Below are 19,792 nucleotides of genomic sequence, written 5' to 3'. Positions count from 1 at the left end.
TCTCCGTGCGTGGTTCTAATACTACAGAGCCTCGTCAGTTGCTCCTGCACGTCATCCGGGTGCCGTGGTACGAGCGGAGGCCTTGGTGTGCTCATGGGGATGTGTTGGGGGTGGCGCGCACGTGGATGTGCCGGCCCTGCGCCAGTTGAAGCCCGAGTTGGACCGGTTCCTGGGGCGGTACGGGCTGCTGTTCGGCCGGGGTGAAGCGGCGGCTCACGCCTACTGGTTCGTACGGGGTCTGCTACTGGGCGCGGATCGGCGAAGCGTGGAGAACGTCGCCGAGGCCATCGACGCGTGTGTGGTGCAGTCCCGGCAGAAGTTCATCACCCAGTCCCCGTGGTCCGACGCCTGACTGCTGGAGCAACTCCAGGGGGACGTGGTCGCGCACCTCGGGGAGTCGGATTCTGGCCGACGCGTTCCAGTATGTCGGGTGTGAGAGCGGCCGGGTTCTCGACCACTGTCGCGGCCCGGCACCGCACGCGCGCGGGTGCTGAGTCATCGATCTGGTGCTGGGCAAGGAGTAGAACGCGGGCGGGTTTTGAGCGGGAACTCGGTGCGTCGGTCCGGTTGGTCGGGGCTGGTTGTTGCGGCCCGGATGTGCTTGGCCCCGCGAGCAGCCACAACCGCCACCGAGGTTGCATACGGAGCACGGGCGCTTACATTGCGGGTGTTGGTCCGCGGCGGTCAGCGCCACGAGTTGCGGCGTTACGCCGCGGACGGTTAACGCCCACCGAGTTGAGTGACCGCCGAACTTCCGGGTCCGCCCTCCCGTGGAGGGACCCGGAGAGTTTTCGCCGTTCGGCGGGAAAGTGGTCGCCGCGGACCGACACCTTTACACAACGAAACCGGGCGGTGAGCGTGACGCGCGCTCCGGTACATTCATTCCCGCTCGTCCGCGGAGTCAGCGCCACGAGTTGCGGCGTTACGCCGCGGATGGTCTCGGCCCTACGAAGTTGATGCCGGTCGCAACACCCCGGTGTGTAAGACGGGGTCTTTGTGCCGTTCGGCGAGAAAGTGGCCCCGCGGGTGAACGCCTTCAGTCTTGCTCTTCGCGCTTTTGCTGCTTCCGTTTGTCCTCAGTCTGTTTCACAAACCGTTGGTACTCGTCGCGGGTCAGTAACCCGTCGGCGTTCAGGTCCATCTCGGTGAACGCCGCAATCGGCCGGCCCCCCTTACGCCACTCGAACAGCGCGATCTGACCGTCCTTGTCGGTGTCGAGCGCGCCGAACCACTCCGGCAGCCCGGCCCCAGGTGCCGGCTTTCCCTCTTTGCCGCGCACCAGCGGGTCGCCGCCCGGAGCACGTCCGGCGGACAGCGTGTCGGCTCGCACCTGCACCCGCTTGTGGAAGTACCCACGGTATTCGGTTTTCGACAGGCGTCCGTTACCGTCCGCGTCGGCACCGAGCTTGTCGTCCTTCAGCCCGGCGGTGAACTCCTCGGGTGCCAGTTCGCCGTCGGCGTTGCGGTCCAGCACGCGGAACACTCGGTCGGCGTCCTCGTTCGGGTCCGGCCCGTCGCGCCCCGGGCCGTCGCGCATCATTTTCTTGGTGTACCGGGCGAACTCGTCCCGCTTGATCGAGGGCACCGGGCCGAGTTCGAGCCGCTGCAACACCTTATCGAACAGTTCGGCGAACCCCGGGACGTCGTCGCGGCGCCAGTCCTCGTTTTTGCCGACCAGCAGCGCGAACCACGTCGCGTACTCCTCTTCCGTGGTCGCGTGGACCACCTTGTCCGGGAACGCGGCCTCGAGCGCCTTGATCCACTGCGCCCGCTCGCCGACGGCATTCTTGTGCGCCCGCTCCGCGCATCGGGCGAGCATTTGGTCCTCGTACTTGTCCTGCTCCTCGGCCGCACCGGATGGCGAGGAACAGACCACGGCGACCAGTGTGGCGAGCAGGAGCGGGCGCGAGCGACCGCGGGCAGCGTGGCGCATGGGTCCGACCTTGAAACGTGAGCGCGGGAGGGCGGGAGGCGGCGGGTGATGAGAAGCTTACCGCGCGTTCACGAAATTGTCACGACCCGAAAAGTCGTGGTCGGGCGCCGGGCCGGAGCGCAACCGCCGCCGGAAGGCGGCACCCGCCCAGCGACGAATCGTCGGGCTGCGAAATTACCCCTGCATCGCGCGCCTGCGATTCTGTCACGCACGCGGCACAGGCGAATGGCAACACGACCGGGTTACTAAGGCGGGCCGGGATGTCGCGCTGCGGGCATCACTCCTCGGCCATCGGGATGCGGACCGTTCGCGGGGCGCTCGGCGCGGGTCGCGTGTGCGGCATCGGCGCCACCGGCGGCGGAGCCGGGGCTGCGGCGGGCACGGGCACGGCCCCGATTGCACCGCCCGCGGCGCCGGCCTTCGCGCGCTTCCACGCGGCCACGTCCTGCGAAACGACTTCTACCGCCTTCAGAAGTTGCCCGTCGGTCCCCTTCTCCCAGTCCGCGGGCGTCACCTCTACCGGCACGTCGGGCGCCACGCCCTGATTTTCCATATTCACACCGTCGCGGGTGTACACGCCGATACGCGGCAGCCGGAACGACGAGCCGTCGATCAGGCGCGTGCTCCCGGTGCCGATCACGAACCCGCCGGTCGCCTGCCCCACGACCTTGCCCAGCCCCAGCGCGCGGAACGCGTGGGGGAAGATCTCCGCGTCCGAGTACGAGCGGTTGTTGGTCATCACCACCATCGGCTTCGTCCACTTGCGGTCGGTGGCGCGCAGCACCATCCCTTCGCCGCCGTCGCGCTGCTTGAAGAACGTGTGCTCCTTCCCGGCGAGGTAGTTCAGCACCTGGTCGTGCGTGAACCCGCCGCCGTTGAACCGCACGTCGATGACGAGGGACTCCTTGTCGAAGTGGTCCGAGTACAGCGCCCGCACGAACGCGTCGAGCCCCGCCTCGTCCATGCTCGGAATGTGGATGTACCCGGCCTTGCCGTTGCTGGCCTTCGCGACCGCCGCGGCGTTCAGTTCGACCCACCGCTCGTACATGAGCTGCGACGTGCGGGTTCGGCTCGCGGCAATGATCTCCACCCGGCGCTTCGTCTTGGCGTCCTTCGGGTCGGACGCGAACTCGATCTGAACCCCCTCGCCGATCTTGTTGTTCAACAGCTTCGAGACGTTCACCCCGGCCGTGAGCGGCACCCGGTCGATCTCCAATACTACGTCCCCGGGCTTGATATCCAGCCCGCGCTTGTCCGCCGGGCCGCGCTTGAGCACCTCGAGCACCTTCAGCCCCGGGCCGGTGTACGTCTCGTCGAAGATCAGCCCCAGGTCGGCGGTCCACTCGTCCGGTGTTGGCATCCGCCCGCTGATCCCCAGGTGCGACGCGTTCAGTTCGCCGAGCATCAGCGACACGAGCGCGTACAGGTCCTCGCGGGTCGCGGTGTGGGCCACGAGCGGCAGGAACTTCGCCCGCACCGCGCTCCAGTCGGCCCCGTGGTGCGCGGGGTCGTAGAAGTTGTCCGACAGTGCCCGCCAGCACTGCGCGAACATCTCGTTGAACTCCTCGTCCCGCCTGATCGTGATCTTGGCGGTGAACGGCACCCGGGTCGGATCGAGCGGCGGGCTCCCGAACGAGAACCCGGTGCGCAGGTAGCACAACTGTCCGGACCCGTTCAGAAAGTACACGGTTCCGTGGCTCTTCTTCGACCACCGGATCCAGCTCGGCGTCTGGTTGCCGTTCGTCATCCGGGTGAGCGCCTGGCCGTTGCTGCTCACCACCCACAGGTCGTCGCCGCTGGACGCCGATCGGAACGCGACCTGTGAACCGTCCGGGGAGACGGTGCCGTATTCGGCGCTCATCGTGGTCGGGCGCTCGACGCGCAGGTGCAGGTCGTCCCAGTCGATCTGGTCCGCGGGGGGGCGGGTGCCGCCGTCGGCGACAGGCTTCTGGAGCGACACCACGTGAACGCCGTAGGCGCCGCGGCGCTGGCCCACGAACGCCAGCTTCCCGTTCGTGCGGCTCCACGACACGTCACTGTTCCACGTCGCGTGCCGCGACACGTTCACCGGGGTGCCGGTTCCGTCGGTCGCCTGGATGTAGACCTCCGCCGCGAACGAGCCGTCCATGCGGCAGTACGCGATGTGCTTGCCGTCCGGCGCCCAGTCGTAGTCGAGCACCTTCTGGGCGCTCACGAGGACCCGCTGCTCGGAGCCGTTGGGCCGCATCAGCCAGAGCTTACCCTCGCGAACGAACGCGACCCGATCCCCCGCCGGGCTGAACGTCGGGTTCAACTCCTCACTGGTAGTGGCGGTAAGCTTGGTCGTTTTGAACTTGTGGGCCTTGACGAGTTCGGAGTGCTCGGGGTCGTCGCTTTCGAGCGCGTAGAGGTCCGTCGTGCCGCCGCGGTCGGAGGCGAAGAGGATCTTCTTGCCGTCCGGCGACCATGCCGGGTTCGAGTCCGCGAACTCGTGCTCGGTGAGCCGCGTGGCCTTGCCGCCGCCGGGGACCTTGGTGAGGAACAACTGGCCGTGGATCACCAGCACCGCGTGCTGCTCGTCCGGCGCGAGCGCGTACTCGGTGGCGTCGCGGGTGTAGGTGTGGGTGCGCTCGGTGTTCGACTTGTCGTCGGCGTTCACCTCGATAGCGAGCTTGCGCGGCGGGAGGTCGCTCCGGGCGCTCGCGACCCACAGGTCGGCACCGAGTTCGTACACGATCCAATCCCCGTTCGCGGAGAGCCGCGCCCGGCGCACGGTATCGTCGTCGTGGGCAGTGATTCGTTTCGCCGGCCCCGCCGGGGTGAAGTCGGGGGCGAGCGGCTGGCGCACGACGTTCGCGCACCCGGGCTTGCTCTGGCTCTCGGTGACGTAGAAGAGTTGCCGGGCGTCCGGGGCGAACATCGGGTAGGAGTCCTGGCCGTCGAACGTGGTGACGCGCTTCGGGTTGGAGCCGTCCGGGCCGCTGATCCAGATGTCGTCGTTGCTGGACCCGCGGTAGCCGCGGCGGTACCACGTGCCCGGGCCGCGGACGAACGCCACCGCCCCGCCGGTGGGCGCGAAGTACGCCTCTTTCGCCTCGAACAGGTTCAGCTTGCGCTCGGCGCCGCCCTCGGCCGGCACCACGAAGCACTCGGTGTTGATCGGGTACGCGACCGAGCGCGGCGACGAGAACACCACCCCCTTCCCGTCGGGGGTCCAGCCGGTCACCATGTCGGGTGCGCTGTCGAAGGTCAGCCGCCGGGGTTTGCCGCCGGCGGCCGAAACCACGAACACGTCGTACTGGCCGAACCGGTTCGAGGAGAACGCGATGAGCCGCCCGTCGGGGCTGAACACCGGGTTGACGTCGTGGGCCTCGTGCATCGTTACCGGCCGGGCGACGCCGCCGATCGCCTCCACGGTCCAGATGTCACCGAGGTAGCTAAACGCGACGGTTTTTCCGTCGGGGGAAATGTCCGGTGTGCGGGCGAAACGGATCGGCTCTTGGGCGGCGGCGGGAGAGGAGGTGAGGGCCGCGAGAACGAGGGCGCGAAGGTACAAGCGCATAAGTTCGGCCTTCCCTGAAACACGGAAGTGTGCTCGGGTTCACGAGCAGGTCACGCGGAGTTCACAACCCACTGTAACCGACCGGGGTGGCGGGTTCCAAAAGGAATGACGAGCAGAAGTTGCTGCGATTAACACCTGGCCGGGTGGGTTTCACGGTTCGGGCGTCTCGGCGCTCCGCGGATTACGTTTTTAAGCCCGGCGGAACAGGCGATCGGTGCGGGTCGGGATTTCTGAAAGGGCTGTGAGACTTTGGCGAATGCACCGTGACACATGAGCCACATTAGAGTTAGTATCACCATTGACCCATTCTGCCCGCATCTGGGGTGTGCCATGTGGAAGAAGTGCCTCGCGTTCTCCGGGATGCTCGGCCTGATCGTCTTACTCGACCCGACACCGACCCCGGCACAGTTCGGCGGTGGCAAAGGCGGTAAGGGTGGTAAGGGTAGCGGCGGCTTCAACCCGGCCAGCTTCGGTCAGCCCAGTGGCGGCGCTTCCGGTCAGCCTGACGGCGGCGGCTTCGGCGGTGGTCAACCGGGCGGCGGTGGCTTCGGCGGTAGAGGTGGCTTCGGCGGTGGTCAACCGGGCGGCGGTGGCTTCGGCGGCGGTCAACCGGGCGGCGGTTTCGGCGGTAGGGGTGGCTTCGGCGGTGGTCAACCCGGTGGTGGCGATCAGGGCGGATTTGGCGGGCGTGGCCCTGGTGGCGGCAACTTCGGCCAGCCCGGCGGCGATCAGGGCGGGTTTGGCGGGCGTGGTCCGGGTGGTGGCGGTGGTGGCGGTGGCGGGATGGGCGGACGCGGCGGGATGGACCCGGAGCGCGGCTGGCAGATGCTCCAACGGCTGACGAACAGCAGCGGCGACACCGTGGACCTCGGTGCAATCCCTCCGCAAACGCGCGAGTGGATGAAAGGCATGATTGAGCGAAGCGGTGGTGTCCCGCTGCCGGAATCGGGCATCATGTCGAAGGTGCAGTACCTCGACCACCACGCCCGGAACGAGGCGGCACGGGCCGCGAACTCTCAAAACAACCCGAACGGCGGACCGGGCGGCGACCGCGGCCGATTCGGTCCGGGAGGCCCTGGCGGCCCCAATGGCCCCGGCGGCTGGGATCCTAACAACGGTGGCGGTTGGGGCGGCGGTTGGGGGGACATGCAGCGTCCGCCCGAGAAAAAGGAAACCGAGGAAGAGCGCCCGGTCGCAATGCGGTACGGCAAGTTGCCGAAAGATCTCCCGTCGTGGTTCGATGAGTACGACACCGACCAGGATGGCCAGATCGGACTCTACGAATGGCGCAAGAAGAAAAGAGACATTGACGAGTTCACGGAAATGGATCTGAACGGCGACGGGCTCGTGACCGCCGACGAGTACCTGCGGTTCACCCGCCAGCAGAGCATCGACAAGAAAATCGCCACCTACGAAGAAACCGGCACGCGGCCCGGCTCGTGGGGGTTGGGGCCGACCGGTCCGTCGTCCGGCGGCGACGGCTCGAACACGCGGAGCAAGGGTTCCGGTAGCTGGGGCGGCGGCCCTGGCGGTTGGAGCGGCCCCAAGGGCGGTGAATCGGGTAGCAAGGGCGATCGCAGCGAGAAGGGTGATCGCAGCGAGAAGGGTGACCGCGGCGAGAAGGGAGACCGGAAGGGCAACCCGTGGTCGAAGAAGAATTGAGTCCGCGCTGACGGCCCGCTGAAACGTCACACCGGCCGCCGAATCGTTTCGGCGGCCGGTGTGACGTTTCGAGCCGTGTTCTCACAGTGTTGGGCGGTGCATATGTCCGGTGGCTATACCCCCCTCAGCCTCCGAACGCCTCCGGCAGCAGTAGCACGGCCGGGGTTTGCAGGTACCGCACTACCGCGTTGCCGAACGCGGCCCCGATCGCTCCGTCTAGAACGCGGTGGTCGAACGAGAACGACAGGAAAACGATGTCCGACGGCTTCAGCGCGCCGTTGGCGTCGTAGGTGGGGCGTTTCACCACCTTGCCGACACCCATAATGCCGACCTCCGGGTAGTTGATGATCGGTGTCGAGATCAGCCCGCCGATCCCGCCCACCGACGTGACTGTGAACGTGCTCCCGCGCAAGTCATCGATCTTGCTTCGCCCGGCTTTGGCATCGCTGCTGAGCCGGTCGATGTCCGCGGCGATGGTCGCGATGTCCTTCTTGTCGGCGTCGCGCACGACGGGCACCAGCAACCCGCCCGGGGCCGCGACGGCCACACCGATGTGGTACCGGTCGTGCAGCGCGACCTCGCCCGCGGCCTCGTCATACGTGCTGTTCACGATCGGCACTTCTTTCAGCGCCCGCGCCACCGCCTTCACGAAGAACGCCAGGTACGTGAGCTTCACCCCGGCCTTCGCGAGCGGCTCGCGCAACTGGTTGCGGAGCTTCACCGCGTCGGTCAGATCGCACTCGTCGATGTACGAGTAATGCGGGATGTGCCGTTTCGATTCGACCATGCGCTCGGCGACCCGCCGCCGCAGCCCGATCAGCTTTTGGCGCGTGCCCGCGACGCCGAAATCCAACTTCGAGGTGTCTGTCTTGTTCGTGGCGGCCGGGCGCGCCTCTCCGTTGGATTTCGGAGTAAGGAACGGCGTCAGGTCGTCGAGAAGAATGCGCCCATGCGGCCCGGTTCCGCGAACACGGGCCAGATCGACGCCGAACTTGCGGGCCAGCAGCCGAACAGACGGGGCCGCGGGCGGGAGCGGGGCTGAGTGGCCATTGGTGCCCGCAGCCGTGGAAGATGCCCCGTCTCTCCCGCTCCCTTCAGGGAGCGGGAGAGACGGAGCGTCCAACACGCCTTGCAAATGGAGTTCACTGAAGGTGTCCGTCGAACTCGCCTTCCCTTCAGGAAGGGGGCCGGAGGGCGAATTATCTTTCACCCCGGCCGGGAGCGCTGATCGATCACCGACCGCGTCGTAACTTAGGATCGCCTGTCCGACCTTGATTTTCGTTCCCGGCGTCGCGGCCAGCGCGGTGATCGTACCCGCGAACGGCGACGGCACTTCCATGCTCGCCTTGTCCGACATCACCTCGGCCAGCCCCTGCCCGCGTGCGACCACGTCCCCGGCCCGCACGAGCCATCGGACCAGTTCCACTTCGAGCAAGCCTTCGCCGACCGGCGGGAGAGGAAAGTCCATGATGCGCCCTTCGGGCTCGTGTTGAGTACGTGGCGTTCCGTGTTTGGTGTGGGGCGGAACCGCGCCGCCGGCTACCGCAAAGGTGGGCGCCGGTAGCAAAACACGGCACACGAACGCCCGAGCGCACCGCTCGCTACGCGGCTTCCGTCGCCAGCGCCCACATCGCGGCGCGGATGTCGCCCAGTTGCGGGACGCTGTTCAGCTCGTAGTTCTGGTTCATGCCGATCCCCGGAACGTGTTTGCCCATCAGGGTCCGAGGCCGCACCACCAAGTCGTAGAAGTGCTCGTCAACGACCCGGCGCAACAGGTGCTCGCCGAAGTTGGTGACTTCCGTGTCCTCGTTCACGATCAGCACGCGCCCCGTCTTCAGCACGCTCCGGGAGATCAGCTCCCAGTCGTAGGGGAAGATGCTCCGCAGGTCGATCACGTCGAACGCGTGGTTCCGGTGCGCCAGTTCGTCCGCCGCCTGCACGCACAGGGGGAGCGTGCGGCCGTAGCTGATGACCGTACCGGACGCCCCCTCACGGACCCGCTCCGCGGTGCCGATCGGGATCGTGTAGTCTTCCAATTCCGGCCAGTTCGGCTCCCAGCCGGTGCGGTCCCCGACCGGGGCGTCGATCATGCGGCCGAGTTCGTCCGGGTCGGCGGGCTCGCCGGGGATCAGGCGCGGGTCCTTCGCGCGGAGCAGCGCCTTCGGGAGCAGCACCAGCACCGGGTTCGGGTCCTTGATCGCCGCGAGCATCAGCCCGTAGGCGTCGCGCGCGTTCGACGGCATCACGACCTTCCAGCCCGCGAGCCGGCTGGCCCAGCTCTCGAAGCTGTGCGAGTGGTACAGGCTGCCGCGGATGCCGGCCCCGTTGGGCGTCATCACGACCAGCGGCATGTCGAACCCGCCGCCGCTGGCCCACCGCTGGTTGCCCGCGATCTTGAACATGTCGAGGACGTTGAACGCGTAGTCGCAGAACTGGATCTCGCACACCGGGCGCCCGCCGGCGTAGGCGATGCCCATCGCGGTGCCGATGATGCCGCGCTCGTCGAGGGGGGTGTTCCAGGCGGTCTTGAGGCCCTGCGTCGCGGTGAACACGCCGCCGAGCGGCGGGCCGACGTCCTCGCCGAACACGTCCGTCACGCCGAGGTGCTTTTCGCCGTAATGCAGCGCCATCCGCACTGCCTGAGCCATGTTCGCCATCGGGCTCCTCCCGGGAGCAAGGAGGGAGAAAAAAGCGTGTTCGCCGCAGAGGGCACGGAGAGAAACCAGAGTCGGGTTCGTTCTCCCGTTCTTCTCTCCGCGCCCTCTGCGGCGAACACGCTTCTCGTTCTTATTTAATCCCCGGCAGACCGGTGTAGTCGCCCGGGTACACCGCGTCGGCGGGGCTGGGGGCGTAGGTCCCGGCGTACACGTCGTCGCGGCTCGGTTCGGGCTCCTTCATCGTCGCCACGACCGCCGCGTCGGCCTCGGCCTTGGCCTCTTCTTTCATGACGCGCACGGTCGGGGCGTCGATCGCGCGGGCGTCGATCAATTTCTGCTCGAACGCCGCGATCGGGTCCGCCTCGGTCCAGTTCCGCTGGGCTCCGCTCGAGGAAGAGTGGCCGTGCAGTCGGCTCACGACGGCCTCGAGCAGGTACGGCTTGCGCTCGCGCCGGCAGTACCGCATCGCGCGGTCGATGCCGTGCCACGCCGCCACCGGGTCGTTCCCGTTGATCGTTTCGCAGCGGACACCGTAGGGGATCGCGCGGTCCGCGATGGGGCGGTGCGCGTGGACCGTGCCCAGGTCCGTCGAGATGCCGTAGTTGTTGTTGGTGACCACCATCAGCACGGGCAACTCGTTGCCGGGGCGGGTGCTCCAGTTCAGGCAGCTCTCGAAGTCGCCCTCGGCGGTGCCCGCCTCGCCGCCCACCACGACCGTGATGCCTTCGGCCTCGGCCGGGTTCTTGAGGCCGTGCCGCTTCTGCACGAGTGCCGTCCCGGGGGCCATCGCGAACTGCACCTCGATCACGCTCGTGACCGGTACCACGTTCCACTCGGGAACCGCGTAGTGCCCCACGAAGTTGCGCCCGCGGGAGTGCCGGTCGGTCGCCCGCATCGCCAACTGGCGGGTGTGGTCGATCATCGGCATGCCCATCGCGAGCATCACCCCGGCGTTGCGGTAGTGCAAGTGCAGGTAGTCGTGGGCCGGCCCCCGCCCCCTGTTGATTTGGAGCCCGAGGCAGACGTTGAACGCCTCCTCGCCGGGGCCGCCGATCCAGAAGTAGGCCTCGCCGGACTTGGACATCTTGATGCTCCGCTCCTCAAGGGCGCGGGTGCGGAGCATCTGGCGGAACACGGTGAGCGCGACCTCGACCGACATCGCGTGGCGCCCGGACGCGATCGCCGACGGGGCCGCGGTGCGGGTGCCGCGCCGCACCAGCGCGTCCTCTATATCAGGAGCATCCTCGTTGTTCGCCTCGGGCATGACTTGGCTCCCGGCTGGGGTCGGTTCATGGAGAGGAGGACCGACCGGGTCCGAAAACGGCGGCTCGTTCGGGTTTGGGCCGCTGGCCGCGGGTTGGGAGTAACCCCGACAGCAGGAATCGCGCCACTCGCTAGAATAGCGGCCCGTGCCAGGGAAACACAATCCGCTAACCGATTCTACTCCGCGTCGCAGTCGCGCGACGTGGCAAGCCGTGCGGAATGTGCGGGCAGCGCCGCACCGTTTCACAAACGCAACACTTCGGCCCGACTGTCCACCGGCATTATACGCTCTTCTCAGCCGGATCGGTCTGCAAGGAACTGTTCCCGTGCACCGCCGACAGCACGTAAAACCCGATTGCGACACATAAGAGCAACTGGAAACCCAAAACAACAAGAGGAGTTTTCCGTCAAGCCGTGACATTCGCGCCGAACGCGCGGTCGAGTGGTGCCGTGCGTGTGAAACGGGTCGCAGCGCGGGACGACCGCGCGTCTGCCCGTGCCGGGACTCGTAACCCGGCGCCCGTCGCGAGTGCATTTCTCCCCACCGGCGCACTATAACAGTGCCCCACACGGGCGGCGCCGCGGGCCGACCCGCCGTCTCTCCGTTCTCGCGCCTGTTCCCTTTCGCCGGAGACTCGCACCCATGCGCCTGCGCTCCCTCGCACTTGCGCCCGCCGCACTGATAGGGTTCCTCATGACGTCCGACACGCTCCAGGCCGACGAGGGCATGTGGCTGTTCAGCAAGCCGCCCCTCGCGCAGCTCAAGAAGTACAACTTCACCCCCACCGATAAGTGGCTCGAGCACGTCCGCCTCTCCAGCGTGCGCTTCAACTCGGGCGGGTCGGGGAGCTTCGTCTCGCCCGACGGGCTCGTGATGACCAACCACCATGTCGGGGCCGGCGACCTGGACAAGGTGTCCACGCCCGAGAAGAACTACCTCCGCGACGGGTTTCACGCCAAGACGCACGCCGAAGAGATCAAGTGCAAGGGGCTCGAGCTCAACGTCCTCATCGCCATCACGGACGTGACCGAGCAGGTCGAGCAGGCGGTACCGGCCGGCACCGCCCCGGCTGAAGCGTTCAAGAAGCGCACCGCCAAGATCGCGGAACTCGAGAAGGGCGCCGCGGTCCCGGACAAGAACATCCGGGCGGACGTGGTCACGCTGTACGCGGGCGGCCAGTACCACCTGTACACGTTCAAGCAGTACACCGACATCCGCATCGTGTTCGCGCCCGAGAAGCAGGCGGCGTTCTACGGCGGCGACCCGGACAACTTCGAGTACCCGCGCTACGACCTCGACGTGTGCTTCTTCCGGGTGTACGAGAACGACAAGCCGATCAAGTGCGAGCACTACCTCAAGTGGAGCGCCGCCGGGGCCAAAAGCGACGAACTGGTGTTCGTGTCCGGGCACCCGGGCCGCACGAACCGCGCGAACACCGTCGACGAGCTCAAGTACCTGCGCGACACCGGCTACCCGTACCTGCTGAACCGGCTGAACCGGCTCGAGGTGATGCTCCAGGCGTGGGGCGGGCGCAGCGAGCAGAACGCCCAACGGGCGGAGGAGGAGCTGTTCAGCATCCAGAACAGCCGCAAGGCACGTATCGGCGGGCTCGCCGGCCTGATGGACCCGAAGCTGATGGGCCGCAAGGAGGCCGAGGAGAAGCGCCTGCGGGAGTTCATTAAGCTCAGCTCGGACCCCAACATCGCCAAGGTCGAAGCGGCGTTCGACGCCGTATCCAAGGCCGAGAAGGTGCGCACCGAACTCATCAAAGAAATGACCGTCCTCGAGAACGCCGGCGGGTTCAACTCCGCGTCGTTCGGCATCGCCCGCACCCTGCTCCGCGCGTCCGAAGAGCTGCCGAAGCCGAACGCGGAGCGGCTCCGCGAGTTCGCCGACGCCCGGCTCCAGTCGCTCAAGTTCCAGCTCTTCTCCGACGAGCCGATTTTCGAGGACCTGGAAACCCTGAAGCTGGCGGACGGGCTCCAGTTCCTGGCAGTCACCCTTGGGCCGGACGCCGAACTGGTCAAGAAGGTCCTGAACGGCAAGTCGCCGCGCGAGCGCGCGTACGAGCTGATCAGCGGTACGAAGGTCCGCGACCCCGAGGTGCGGAAGAGCATCTTCGCCCAGATCGAGGCCGCGGCGAAGGGCGGCAAGGCGGCCGACCTCGCGGCGCTGAAGGACCCGATGATCGAGCTGGCGCGGCTGGTGGACGGCCCGTCCCGTGAGCTCCGCAAGCGGTTCGAGAACGAGGTGGACGAGCCGAAGCGGCAGGCGCACGCGGCGCTGGCGAAGGCCAAGTTCAAGATGGACGGCGACAACGTGTACCCGGACGCCACGTTCACCCTGCGCTTGGCGTTCGGGACGGTGAAAGGCTACAAGGAGGACGGCAAGGACGTGCCCCCGTTCACCACCTTCGACGGGCTGTACAAGCGGGCCGCCGAGCAGCACAACAAGGGGCCGTTCGAGCTGCCCCAGCGGTGGGCCGCGAAGAAGGGTAACCTCGAACTCGCGACCCCGTACAACTTCGTCTGCACCGCGGACATCATCGGCGGGAACTCGGGGTCGCCGGTCATCAACCAGAACGCCGAGGTGGTCGGCCTGATCTTCGACGGCAACATCCAGTCGCTGGTGCTCGACTTCATCTTCGACCAAGAAACCGCCCGGGCGGTTTCGGTCGACAGCCGCGGGATCGTCGAGGCGCTGCGGAAGGTCTACGACGCCAACGACCTCGCCGACGAGCTGACCGGTAAGAAGGGCTGAGCGAACCCGAGCCGACCGGTCGGGTGAGCGTTCGGAGCGCGCCGGGTGGGTGAGCAAGGGCCAATGCGGTCTCTTGCTCACCCACCCGGCGCGCTCCGCTATGTTACGGACGCCTTCGACATCGCCGCGTGGCGCCGCGCGCCTCGATACCGGTAGCTCATTGCGTGTCCGCACCGGCACCGTTAGATTGGGCTCCGATCGAGGGACGAATTCGCCGAACGAGGAGGCCGCCGCGTGCCCGACATTCGTACCGACAAGGCGCCCGCGCCCGTCGTGCAATCGTTCAACGAGTGGGACCCGCTGGAGGAGGTGATCGTCGGCACTGTACTCGGTGCGACGTACCCCGAGTGCGGTCCCGTTCTCGCCGCCGCCGGCGAGCCGGACTGGCTCTGGCATTACCAGGGCGTCCTGGTCGAAGAGGAGTCGGTGCAGGCGGCGCACGAGCAACTCGAAGAGCTGGTCGGCGTGCTCCGGGGCGAAGGCGTGACGGTGCGCCGGCCCGACCCGTTCCCCCACAACGTCGGCTACTCCACCCCCTTCTGGCAGTGCCGCAGCGGGTGGAACACGGCCAACCCGCGCGACCTGTTCCTCGTCGTCGGCGACGAGATCATCGAGTGCGCCAGCCCGATGCGCCACCGGCACTTCGAGCCGCTCGCGTACCGCCGACTGTTCACCGACTACTTCCGCGCCGGCGCCCGGCTAACGTCGGCACCGAAGCCGGCCTTGCGCGAAGCCCTGTACGACCACAACGGCCGCACCGCCGGCGCCGACACCGGCAAACGCATCCACCCCGAAGGGCAACCCCGCCGGTACCCGATCACGGAACTCGAACCGGTCTGGGAGGCCGCGGACTTCGTGCGGTGCGGGCGCGACCTGTTCGTCATCCGCAGCGTCGCCACCAACGCCCTGGGCATCGAGTGGGTGCGCCGCCACCTGGGCTCCGGGTTCCGGGTCCACGAGATCAAGACCCGGTGCGCGACCCCGCTGCACATCGACACCACGTTCGTGCCCCTCGCGCCGGGCAAGGTGCTGGTGAACCCGGACTGGATCAACGTGGCCGAGCTGCCCGAGTGCCTGCGCAAGTGGGACATACTCCAGGCCCCGCGGCCGACCTACGACCCGGAATCGCCGATGGCGTCCCCGCAGTTCAGCAGCCAGTGGCTGTCGATGAACGTTCTGTCGCTCGACCACGAGCGGGTGGTGGTGGACGCCCAACAGCACAAGCTCATCCGCAAGCTGGAGGAGTGGGGCTTCACTCCCGTCCCGATCCACTTCGACCACTTCGGGCCGTTCGGCGGCTCGTTCCACTGCGCGACGCTCGACGTGCGCCGGCGCGGCAAACTCGAATCGTACTTCTGAGTCGCCCGGTTCTGCGGCCGGAAGCGCGGCGCCGCCCCCCTTCGCATCACCCGTCCATCGCGGCCCAGTCTTGGGGCCGGAGCCAGTAGCCGGTCAACTCGGCCTCCGGCGTGCCCGGGGCCGGCGTGTAATCGTAGATGTACCGCACCACCGGCGGCAGGCTCATCAAGATGCTTTCCGTGCGGCCGTTGGTCTTCAGCCCGAACACCGTGCCGCGGTCGTACACCAGGTTGAACTCCACGTACCGCCCGCGCCGGTACTCCTGAAAGAACCGCTGCTCGGGCGTGTAGCTCAGCCCTTTCCGGCGGTCCACGATCGGCACGTAAGCCTCCACGAACGCGTCCCCGGCTCGCCGCACGAACGCGAACGCGTCCTCGGTGGCGTCCATGTAGTCGAAGAAGATGCCGCCCACGCCGCGCGCCTCGTTGCGGTGCTTCAGGTGGAAGTACTCGTCGCAGTCCTTCTTCATCTTCGCGTAGTCGGCGACCGTCGGGTGCGCGTCACACGCCCGCTTCCAGGTCTTGTGGAAGTGAACCACGTCCTCCTTGAACGGGTAATACGGCGTGAGGTCGCCGCCGCCCCCGAACCACGCCTTCGACCCGTGCGTGAGGTAGCGGAAGTTCGCGTGGACCGTCGGCACCAGCGGGTTGTGCGGGTGCAGCACCAGCGAGACGCCCACCGCCGTAAAGCTCAACCCGTCGCCCGGCATCTGTTTGGCGAACTCCGGTGCGAACTCGCCGTACACCTCGGAGTAGTTCACGCCGCCCTTCTCGAACACCGCGCCGTTCTCGATCACCCGCGTGCGCCCGCCGCCGCCCCCGGGCCGGGTCCAACTGTCCTCGCGGAACGTTGCGCCCCCGTCCGCGGCCGCGAGTGCGGCACAGATACGGTCCTGAAGCCCCTTGAGGTACTCGGCAGCACGGGGGTGCATGGCAACTCTCCGAGAGTTAATTGTGGACAACGAGGTTCTATTTGTCTTTTCGGCAGATGGCAAATGCCGCCCAGAGCGCGTATTCTAATCGGTGCCACATTACTCGTTCGGAGTCCCCATAATGCGGTACGCATTGGCCCTGGTAGCCGCGGCTCTGGTGGCGCCCGCCGCCCTTCGGGCGGCCGACCCGCCGATCACGTTCCAGACGCAACCGCTCAACCGCGTTCTGGACGACGTGCGGGCCGCCGCCGACCTGATCGGCGGCGAACGGGCGGTCAAAGGCTTCAACGACAAGATCAAAGAAGAGTTCGGGGACAAGGGGTTCGAGGGGCTCGACCTGAGCCGCCCGATCGCGGGCTACGTTCAGCTCGCGCCGAAGGCGGCGGACGCCGTCGCGGTCATCGCGTTCCCGGTCACCAACGAGAAGGACTTCGTCGAGCTGTGCGACCGGGTGCTCGAGTTCCCGCCGAAGAGCCTGGGCAAGGGCATGTACGCGCTGCCGGCGATCGACCCGAAGCACAAGGCGCGCATGAAGTTCGCCGACGGGTACGCGTACGTGGCCTACGGCGTGAACCCCGAACCGGCGCTCGACGCGAAGGCCCTCGTCCCCCTCAACAAGGTGATCGACCCGGCCGACCAGGCCATCTTCGCGAGCAAGTTCCACTTCGACCGGCTCACGCCCGAGGTGAAGCTGGCGATCCCCGGCGTGATCGCCGAACTCCGCAAGGAACTCGGCCTGGACGGCAAGGACGGGCCGGACGTTACCGGGGTGACTCGCGTCGACAACAAGTTGATTCTGCCCGTGATCGAGCAGTTCGAGAAGATGTTCACGCGGTACGCGCTCCTGCTCGGCGGGGGCGAGTCCGCGGCGCTCCGCGTCGGGCTCGACGTGGCCGCCGGGGAGTTCTCGGTCGAGGCGACGCTGAAGGGCAAGCCCGACACCCTGCTCGCGACCGCCATCGCGGCCCGGAAGCCCACGGGCAACAAGTTCGCCGCGCTCCTCACGCCCGACACGGTCGCCGGGTTCAAGACGCGCCTGCCGTTCTTCAACGACGAGCTGCGCACCGCGACCGTCAAGGGGATCGAAGCGGCCCAGAAGGAGGCCGGCGCGCCGCCGATCGGCAAGGACCTCGTGGACGAACTGTTCAAGGGGCTGATCCGCACCGTGAAGACCGGCGAGGTGGACGTGGTCGGCGCGGTCCGCGGGCCGAACAAGACCGGCGATTACGACCTGGTCGTGGCGGTCGCGTTCGACGACCCCTCGGCGCTGGGCAAGGAGTTCAAGAAGCTGGTCGAGAGCGGAACCGTTCCGATCGAAGGCAACCGGTTCAAGTGGGACGCGGACAAGCTCGGGAAGGTCGACATCCACACGTTCAAAATGCCCGAGGGCCGCGACTTCTTCGACTTCAACAAGCCGTTCGGGGACGAAAAGGCGACGCTCGCGTTCGCCTTCGCGCCGAACGGGGTGTTCGTGGTGGTCGGTGCGGACCCCGTCCCCGCCATGAAGGCCGCGCTGGCGGTCAAACCGGTCGAGTCCCCGGTGCTGGACGTGGTGCTCAACCCGGCCCGGATGAAGAAGTTCGTGGATAAGGCCGGCGGCCCCGGTTTGGAGGTCGAGCGGACCCTGGGTACGGATGACAAGCTGCTGTCCGCGGCGTCGCTCGACGTCACCGGCGGGAAGGAACTCAAGGTGCGGTTCGGGCTCAACCTGCGGGTGCTCCCGAAGGCCATCTTCGCGGGCGAAGACGGCAAGCCGCAAACGGAATCGGTCCCGTTCAAGAAGTGACGGAACGCGCCGTCCGTCGGACCCCAGGTCAGACGGGCGGCGCCCGTTTCTGATACCCGCGGCGGTCACGATCGCCACTGCAACCGTGGGGCGGCGACAGCCGCCCGCATGTCTGCGGTGCCGGGCGGTCGCTGGCTGGAGAGTCGGCACATCGGTCATTTCCCCACCCTATTTCCCCTCAATTGCACTTCCAGAAGTTCGCGTCCCATCGCGTGTGGTGTTCGGGACCGGTTTTCCGTCCGAGCGAAGAAGCCCCTTCACGCGGATCGATTCGGCGCAAGCGGCGAAATTACAACACGATACGCATTGCGATCCGGTCGCCACCGTGCCCGCCCCCGCTTGGCTGCGGGGCTCTCACATGGGGCCTCCATCGCGTGATTCGGTGGTAGTAGCCACCCAGCGAACTACCAGCGAATCGCCAGTCCGTCGGCAGCGAATGTCCAGTTCGCGACCCAGTTGCAGTGATCGGTGGTGCTGTCCCCCCCGTTACAGCGCCACCGGCAGACGCGGGGCCTCGCGCAACCGCGTTCCCCGCGTCCGCCGGCTTCAAATCTTCCACTTCGTCCGCGGTTCGCGGGACAGTTCCTTGTTCGCCGCTTCGTCGCCGACGAACAGTTCCTTCGCCGGGTCCCACTTCAACTTGCGTTTGAGCCGGTAGCCGATATTACCCAGATGGCAGATGCTCGCGGAGCGGTGACCGGTCTCGGCCGGACAGATGGTTTCCTTCCCGCTGCGGACGCACTCCAGCCAGTTCTTCTTATGGTCGGTGCTCGGGTAGACGCGCTTCTCCTTCTCGCCGATCGGCTCCTTGAGAATCGTGTCGGGCAGGCTGCTGATGCCGCCGCGGCTCACCAGGATGGTGCCCTCGGTGCCCTCAAACACACAATCGGCCTTGATCTCCTTGCCGTCCTTCCCCTTCTCGAACTCGTTGTGGATCACCACCACGCCGCTGGCGTAGACGAACCGCAGCCCGCGGTCGCTCTTCTTTTCCGGCGGGAGCACCTCGACCGGGCCGCTCGTGTCCGTGCCCATCGCCCACTGCGCGATGTCGAAGTGGTGCGCGCCCATGTCGGCGAGTTGCCCGCCGGCGTACTCCTGGTAGTCGCGCCACGCGGGGAAGTGGCCGTGGACGCCCTTCGGGCACAGCACCGAACTGTACTCGCGCTCCGGCGCCGGCCCGAGCCACATGTCCCAGTCGGTGCCCGCGGGCTTCTCCTCGCCCTTCAGGTCGCACGGCCGGGCGGCGGCGCCGACGCCGATGCGGACCGTCTTCAGCTTGCCGATGCGGCCGTTCCACACGTACTCGACGGCTTTACGGAAGTGCCCGCCGAACTCGCTCCGCTGCTGGCTGCCGGTCTGGAAGACGACCTTCGCCTTCGCGACCTCGTTCACGATCCAGCGGCCGTCCGCGAGGTTCTGGGTGAGCGGCTTCTCGCAGTAAATGTGCTTCCCGGCGCGGGCCGCGAGGACGGCGGGGATGGCGTGCCAGTGGTCCGGGGTGGCGATCACCACCGCGTCGATGCCCTTGTCGGCGATCAGGTCGCGAAAGTCCGGGTACGTTTTGACGCCCTTGTAGGCGCCCGACTTGATCTGTTCGGCGTACCGCTTCTCGATGGTCTGTTTGGCGCTGTCGGTGCGCTCCTTCACAACATCTGACACCGCGACCACGTGCACGTCGCTGCGGCCGAGGAACCCGCCGAGGTGCCCGCGGCCCATCGTGCCGACGCCGATGAACCCGAGGGTCAGCTTGTCGTTAGCGGCCCGCGCGTCGGCGCGGCGGGAGAACACGAGGGGGGCTGCGGCGCTCGCGGCCAGAAACGTGCGGCGGGAGAGCATGGAAGGGCCTTTCGGGGGTGGGAAGGGAACGGGAAAGATCATAGCCCGGGCGCGAACGGGGCA

At 67.3% G+C, this 19,792-nt stretch carries 13 protein-coding genes; 5 read left to right on the top strand and 8 right to left on the bottom strand.

What is annotated here, in order from left to right:
* Positions 1–121 precede the first annotated feature (121 nt).
* On the top strand, positions 122–352 hold the full coding sequence (locus GobsT_RS02330) for a hypothetical protein (protein ID WP_010047166.1): 231 nt from the start codon (positions 122–124) through the stop codon (positions 350–352).
* A 684-nt stretch (positions 353–1,036) separates the two neighbouring features.
* On the opposite strand, the gene GobsT_RS02320 is transcribed toward GobsT_RS02330, so the two are convergent.
* The 3 genes from GobsT_RS02320 to GobsT_RS37400 form a co-directional block, all read right to left on the bottom strand.
* Positions 1,037–1,933, bottom strand: a complete 897-nt coding sequence (locus GobsT_RS02320; protein ID WP_010047167.1) for an EF-hand domain-containing protein — start codon at positions 1,931–1,933, stop codon at positions 1,037–1,039.
* 277 nt (positions 1,934–2,210) lie between these two features.
* Complete coding sequence (locus GobsT_RS02315; protein ID WP_010047168.1) at positions 2,211–5,474, bottom strand: S41 family peptidase; 3,264 nt, start codon at positions 5,472–5,474, stop codon at positions 2,211–2,213.
* Between the two features lie 378 nt (positions 5,475–5,852).
* Complete coding sequence (locus tag GobsT_RS37400) at positions 5,853–6,455, bottom strand: hypothetical protein (RefSeq protein WP_157506950.1); 603 nt, start codon at positions 6,453–6,455, stop codon at positions 5,853–5,855.
* Between GobsT_RS37400 and GobsT_RS40370 the strand changes: the two genes are divergently transcribed.
* Positions 6,429–7,136, top strand: a complete 708-nt coding sequence (locus GobsT_RS40370) for an EF-hand domain-containing protein (protein ID WP_109571343.1) — start codon at positions 6,429–6,431, stop codon at positions 7,134–7,136. The two genes, GobsT_RS37400 and GobsT_RS40370, sit on opposite strands and share 27 nt — an antisense overlap.
* 124 nt (positions 7,137–7,260) lie before the next feature.
* Here the strand turns inward: GobsT_RS40370 and GobsT_RS02295 are convergent, their stop codons facing one another.
* The 3 genes from GobsT_RS02295 to GobsT_RS02285 form a co-directional block, all read right to left on the bottom strand.
* Entirely contained in the window at positions 7,261–8,604 is a 1,344-nt protein-coding gene (locus GobsT_RS02295; protein ID WP_010052368.1) for a dihydrolipoamide acetyltransferase family protein, read from the bottom strand.
* Positions 8,605–8,737: 133 nt separating this feature from the next.
* Positions 8,738–9,793, bottom strand: coding sequence for an alpha-ketoacid dehydrogenase subunit beta (locus GobsT_RS02290; RefSeq protein WP_029601351.1), 1,056 nt, complete (start codon positions 9,791–9,793; stop codon positions 8,738–8,740).
* Between the two features lie 130 nt (positions 9,794–9,923).
* Positions 9,924–11,057, bottom strand: a complete 1,134-nt coding sequence (locus tag GobsT_RS02285; RefSeq protein ID WP_232068322.1) for a thiamine pyrophosphate-dependent enzyme — start codon at positions 11,055–11,057, stop codon at positions 9,924–9,926.
* A gap of 642 nt (positions 11,058–11,699) precedes the next feature.
* Here GobsT_RS02285 and GobsT_RS02280 point away from each other — a divergent pair.
* Positions 11,700–13,817, top strand: coding sequence for a S46 family peptidase (locus GobsT_RS02280; protein WP_010050829.1), 2,118 nt, complete (start codon positions 11,700–11,702; stop codon positions 13,815–13,817).
* A 234-nt stretch (positions 13,818–14,051) separates the two neighbouring features.
* Complete coding sequence (locus tag GobsT_RS02275) at positions 14,052–15,176, top strand: non-specific serine/threonine protein kinase (protein ID WP_010049791.1); 1,125 nt, start codon at positions 14,052–14,054, stop codon at positions 15,174–15,176.
* 46 nt (positions 15,177–15,222) lie between these two features.
* On the opposite strand, the gene hemF is transcribed toward GobsT_RS02275, so the two are convergent.
* A complete protein-coding gene (hemF, locus tag GobsT_RS02270; protein ID WP_010049793.1) occupies positions 15,223–16,107 on the bottom strand; it encodes an oxygen-dependent coproporphyrinogen oxidase in 885 nt (294 codons plus the stop codon).
* A 121-nt stretch (positions 16,108–16,228) separates the two neighbouring features.
* On the opposite strand from hemF, the gene GobsT_RS02265 reads away from it, so the two are divergent.
* Positions 16,229–17,893: a hypothetical protein gene (locus GobsT_RS02265; RefSeq protein ID WP_010049795.1), complete on the top strand. Its 1,665-nt coding sequence runs from the start codon at positions 16,229–16,231 to the stop codon at positions 17,891–17,893.
* Between the two features lie 546 nt (positions 17,894–18,439).
* On the opposite strand, the gene GobsT_RS02260 is transcribed toward GobsT_RS02265, so the two are convergent.
* The gene (locus tag GobsT_RS02260) at positions 18,440–19,729 is read right to left on the bottom strand and encodes a Gfo/Idh/MocA family protein (protein ID WP_010049797.1); all 1,290 of its coding nucleotides are present in this window, start codon (positions 19,727–19,729) and stop codon (positions 18,440–18,442) included.
* Positions 19,730–19,792 lie beyond the last annotated feature (63 nt).

Source organism: Gemmata obscuriglobus (assembly GCF_008065095.1).
Lineage (GTDB): Bacteria > Planctomycetota > Planctomycetia > Gemmatales > Gemmataceae > Gemmata > Gemmata obscuriglobus.
Note: the sequence above shows the minus strand (reverse complement) of the source record. Positions and strands in the feature narration are given on the sequence as shown.

Coding starts and splice junctions, on each gene's coding strand:
- GobsT_RS02320 (WP_010047167.1), bottom strand. CDS start 1,933: ATGCGCCACGCTGCCCGCGGTCGCTCGCGCCCGCTCCTGCTCGCCACA.
- GobsT_RS02315 (WP_010047168.1), bottom strand. CDS start 5,474: ATGCGCTTGTACCTTCGCGCCCTCGTTCTCGCGGCCCTCACCTCCTCT.
- GobsT_RS40370 (WP_109571343.1), top strand. CDS start 6,429: ATGTCGAAGGTGCAGTACCTCGACCACCACGCCCGGAACGAGGCGGCA.
- GobsT_RS02295 (WP_010052368.1), bottom strand. CDS start 8,604: ATGGACTTTCCTCTCCCGCCGGTCGGCGAAGGCTTGCTCGAAGTGGAA.
- GobsT_RS02290 (WP_029601351.1), bottom strand. CDS start 9,793: ATGGCGAACATGGCTCAGGCAGTGCGGATGGCGCTGCATTACGGCGAA.
- GobsT_RS02285 (WP_232068322.1), bottom strand. CDS start 11,057: ATGCCCGAGGCGAACAACGAGGATGCTCCTGATATAGAGGACGCGCTG.
- GobsT_RS02280 (WP_010050829.1), top strand. CDS start 11,700: ATGCGCCTGCGCTCCCTCGCACTTGCGCCCGCCGCACTGATAGGGTTC.
- hemF (WP_010049793.1), bottom strand. CDS start 16,107: ATGCACCCCCGTGCTGCCGAGTACCTCAAGGGGCTTCAGGACCGTATC.
- GobsT_RS02265 (WP_010049795.1), top strand. CDS start 16,229: ATGCGGTACGCATTGGCCCTGGTAGCCGCGGCTCTGGTGGCGCCCGCC.
- GobsT_RS02260 (WP_010049797.1), bottom strand. CDS start 19,729: ATGCTCTCCCGCCGCACGTTTCTGGCCGCGAGCGCCGCAGCCCCCCTC.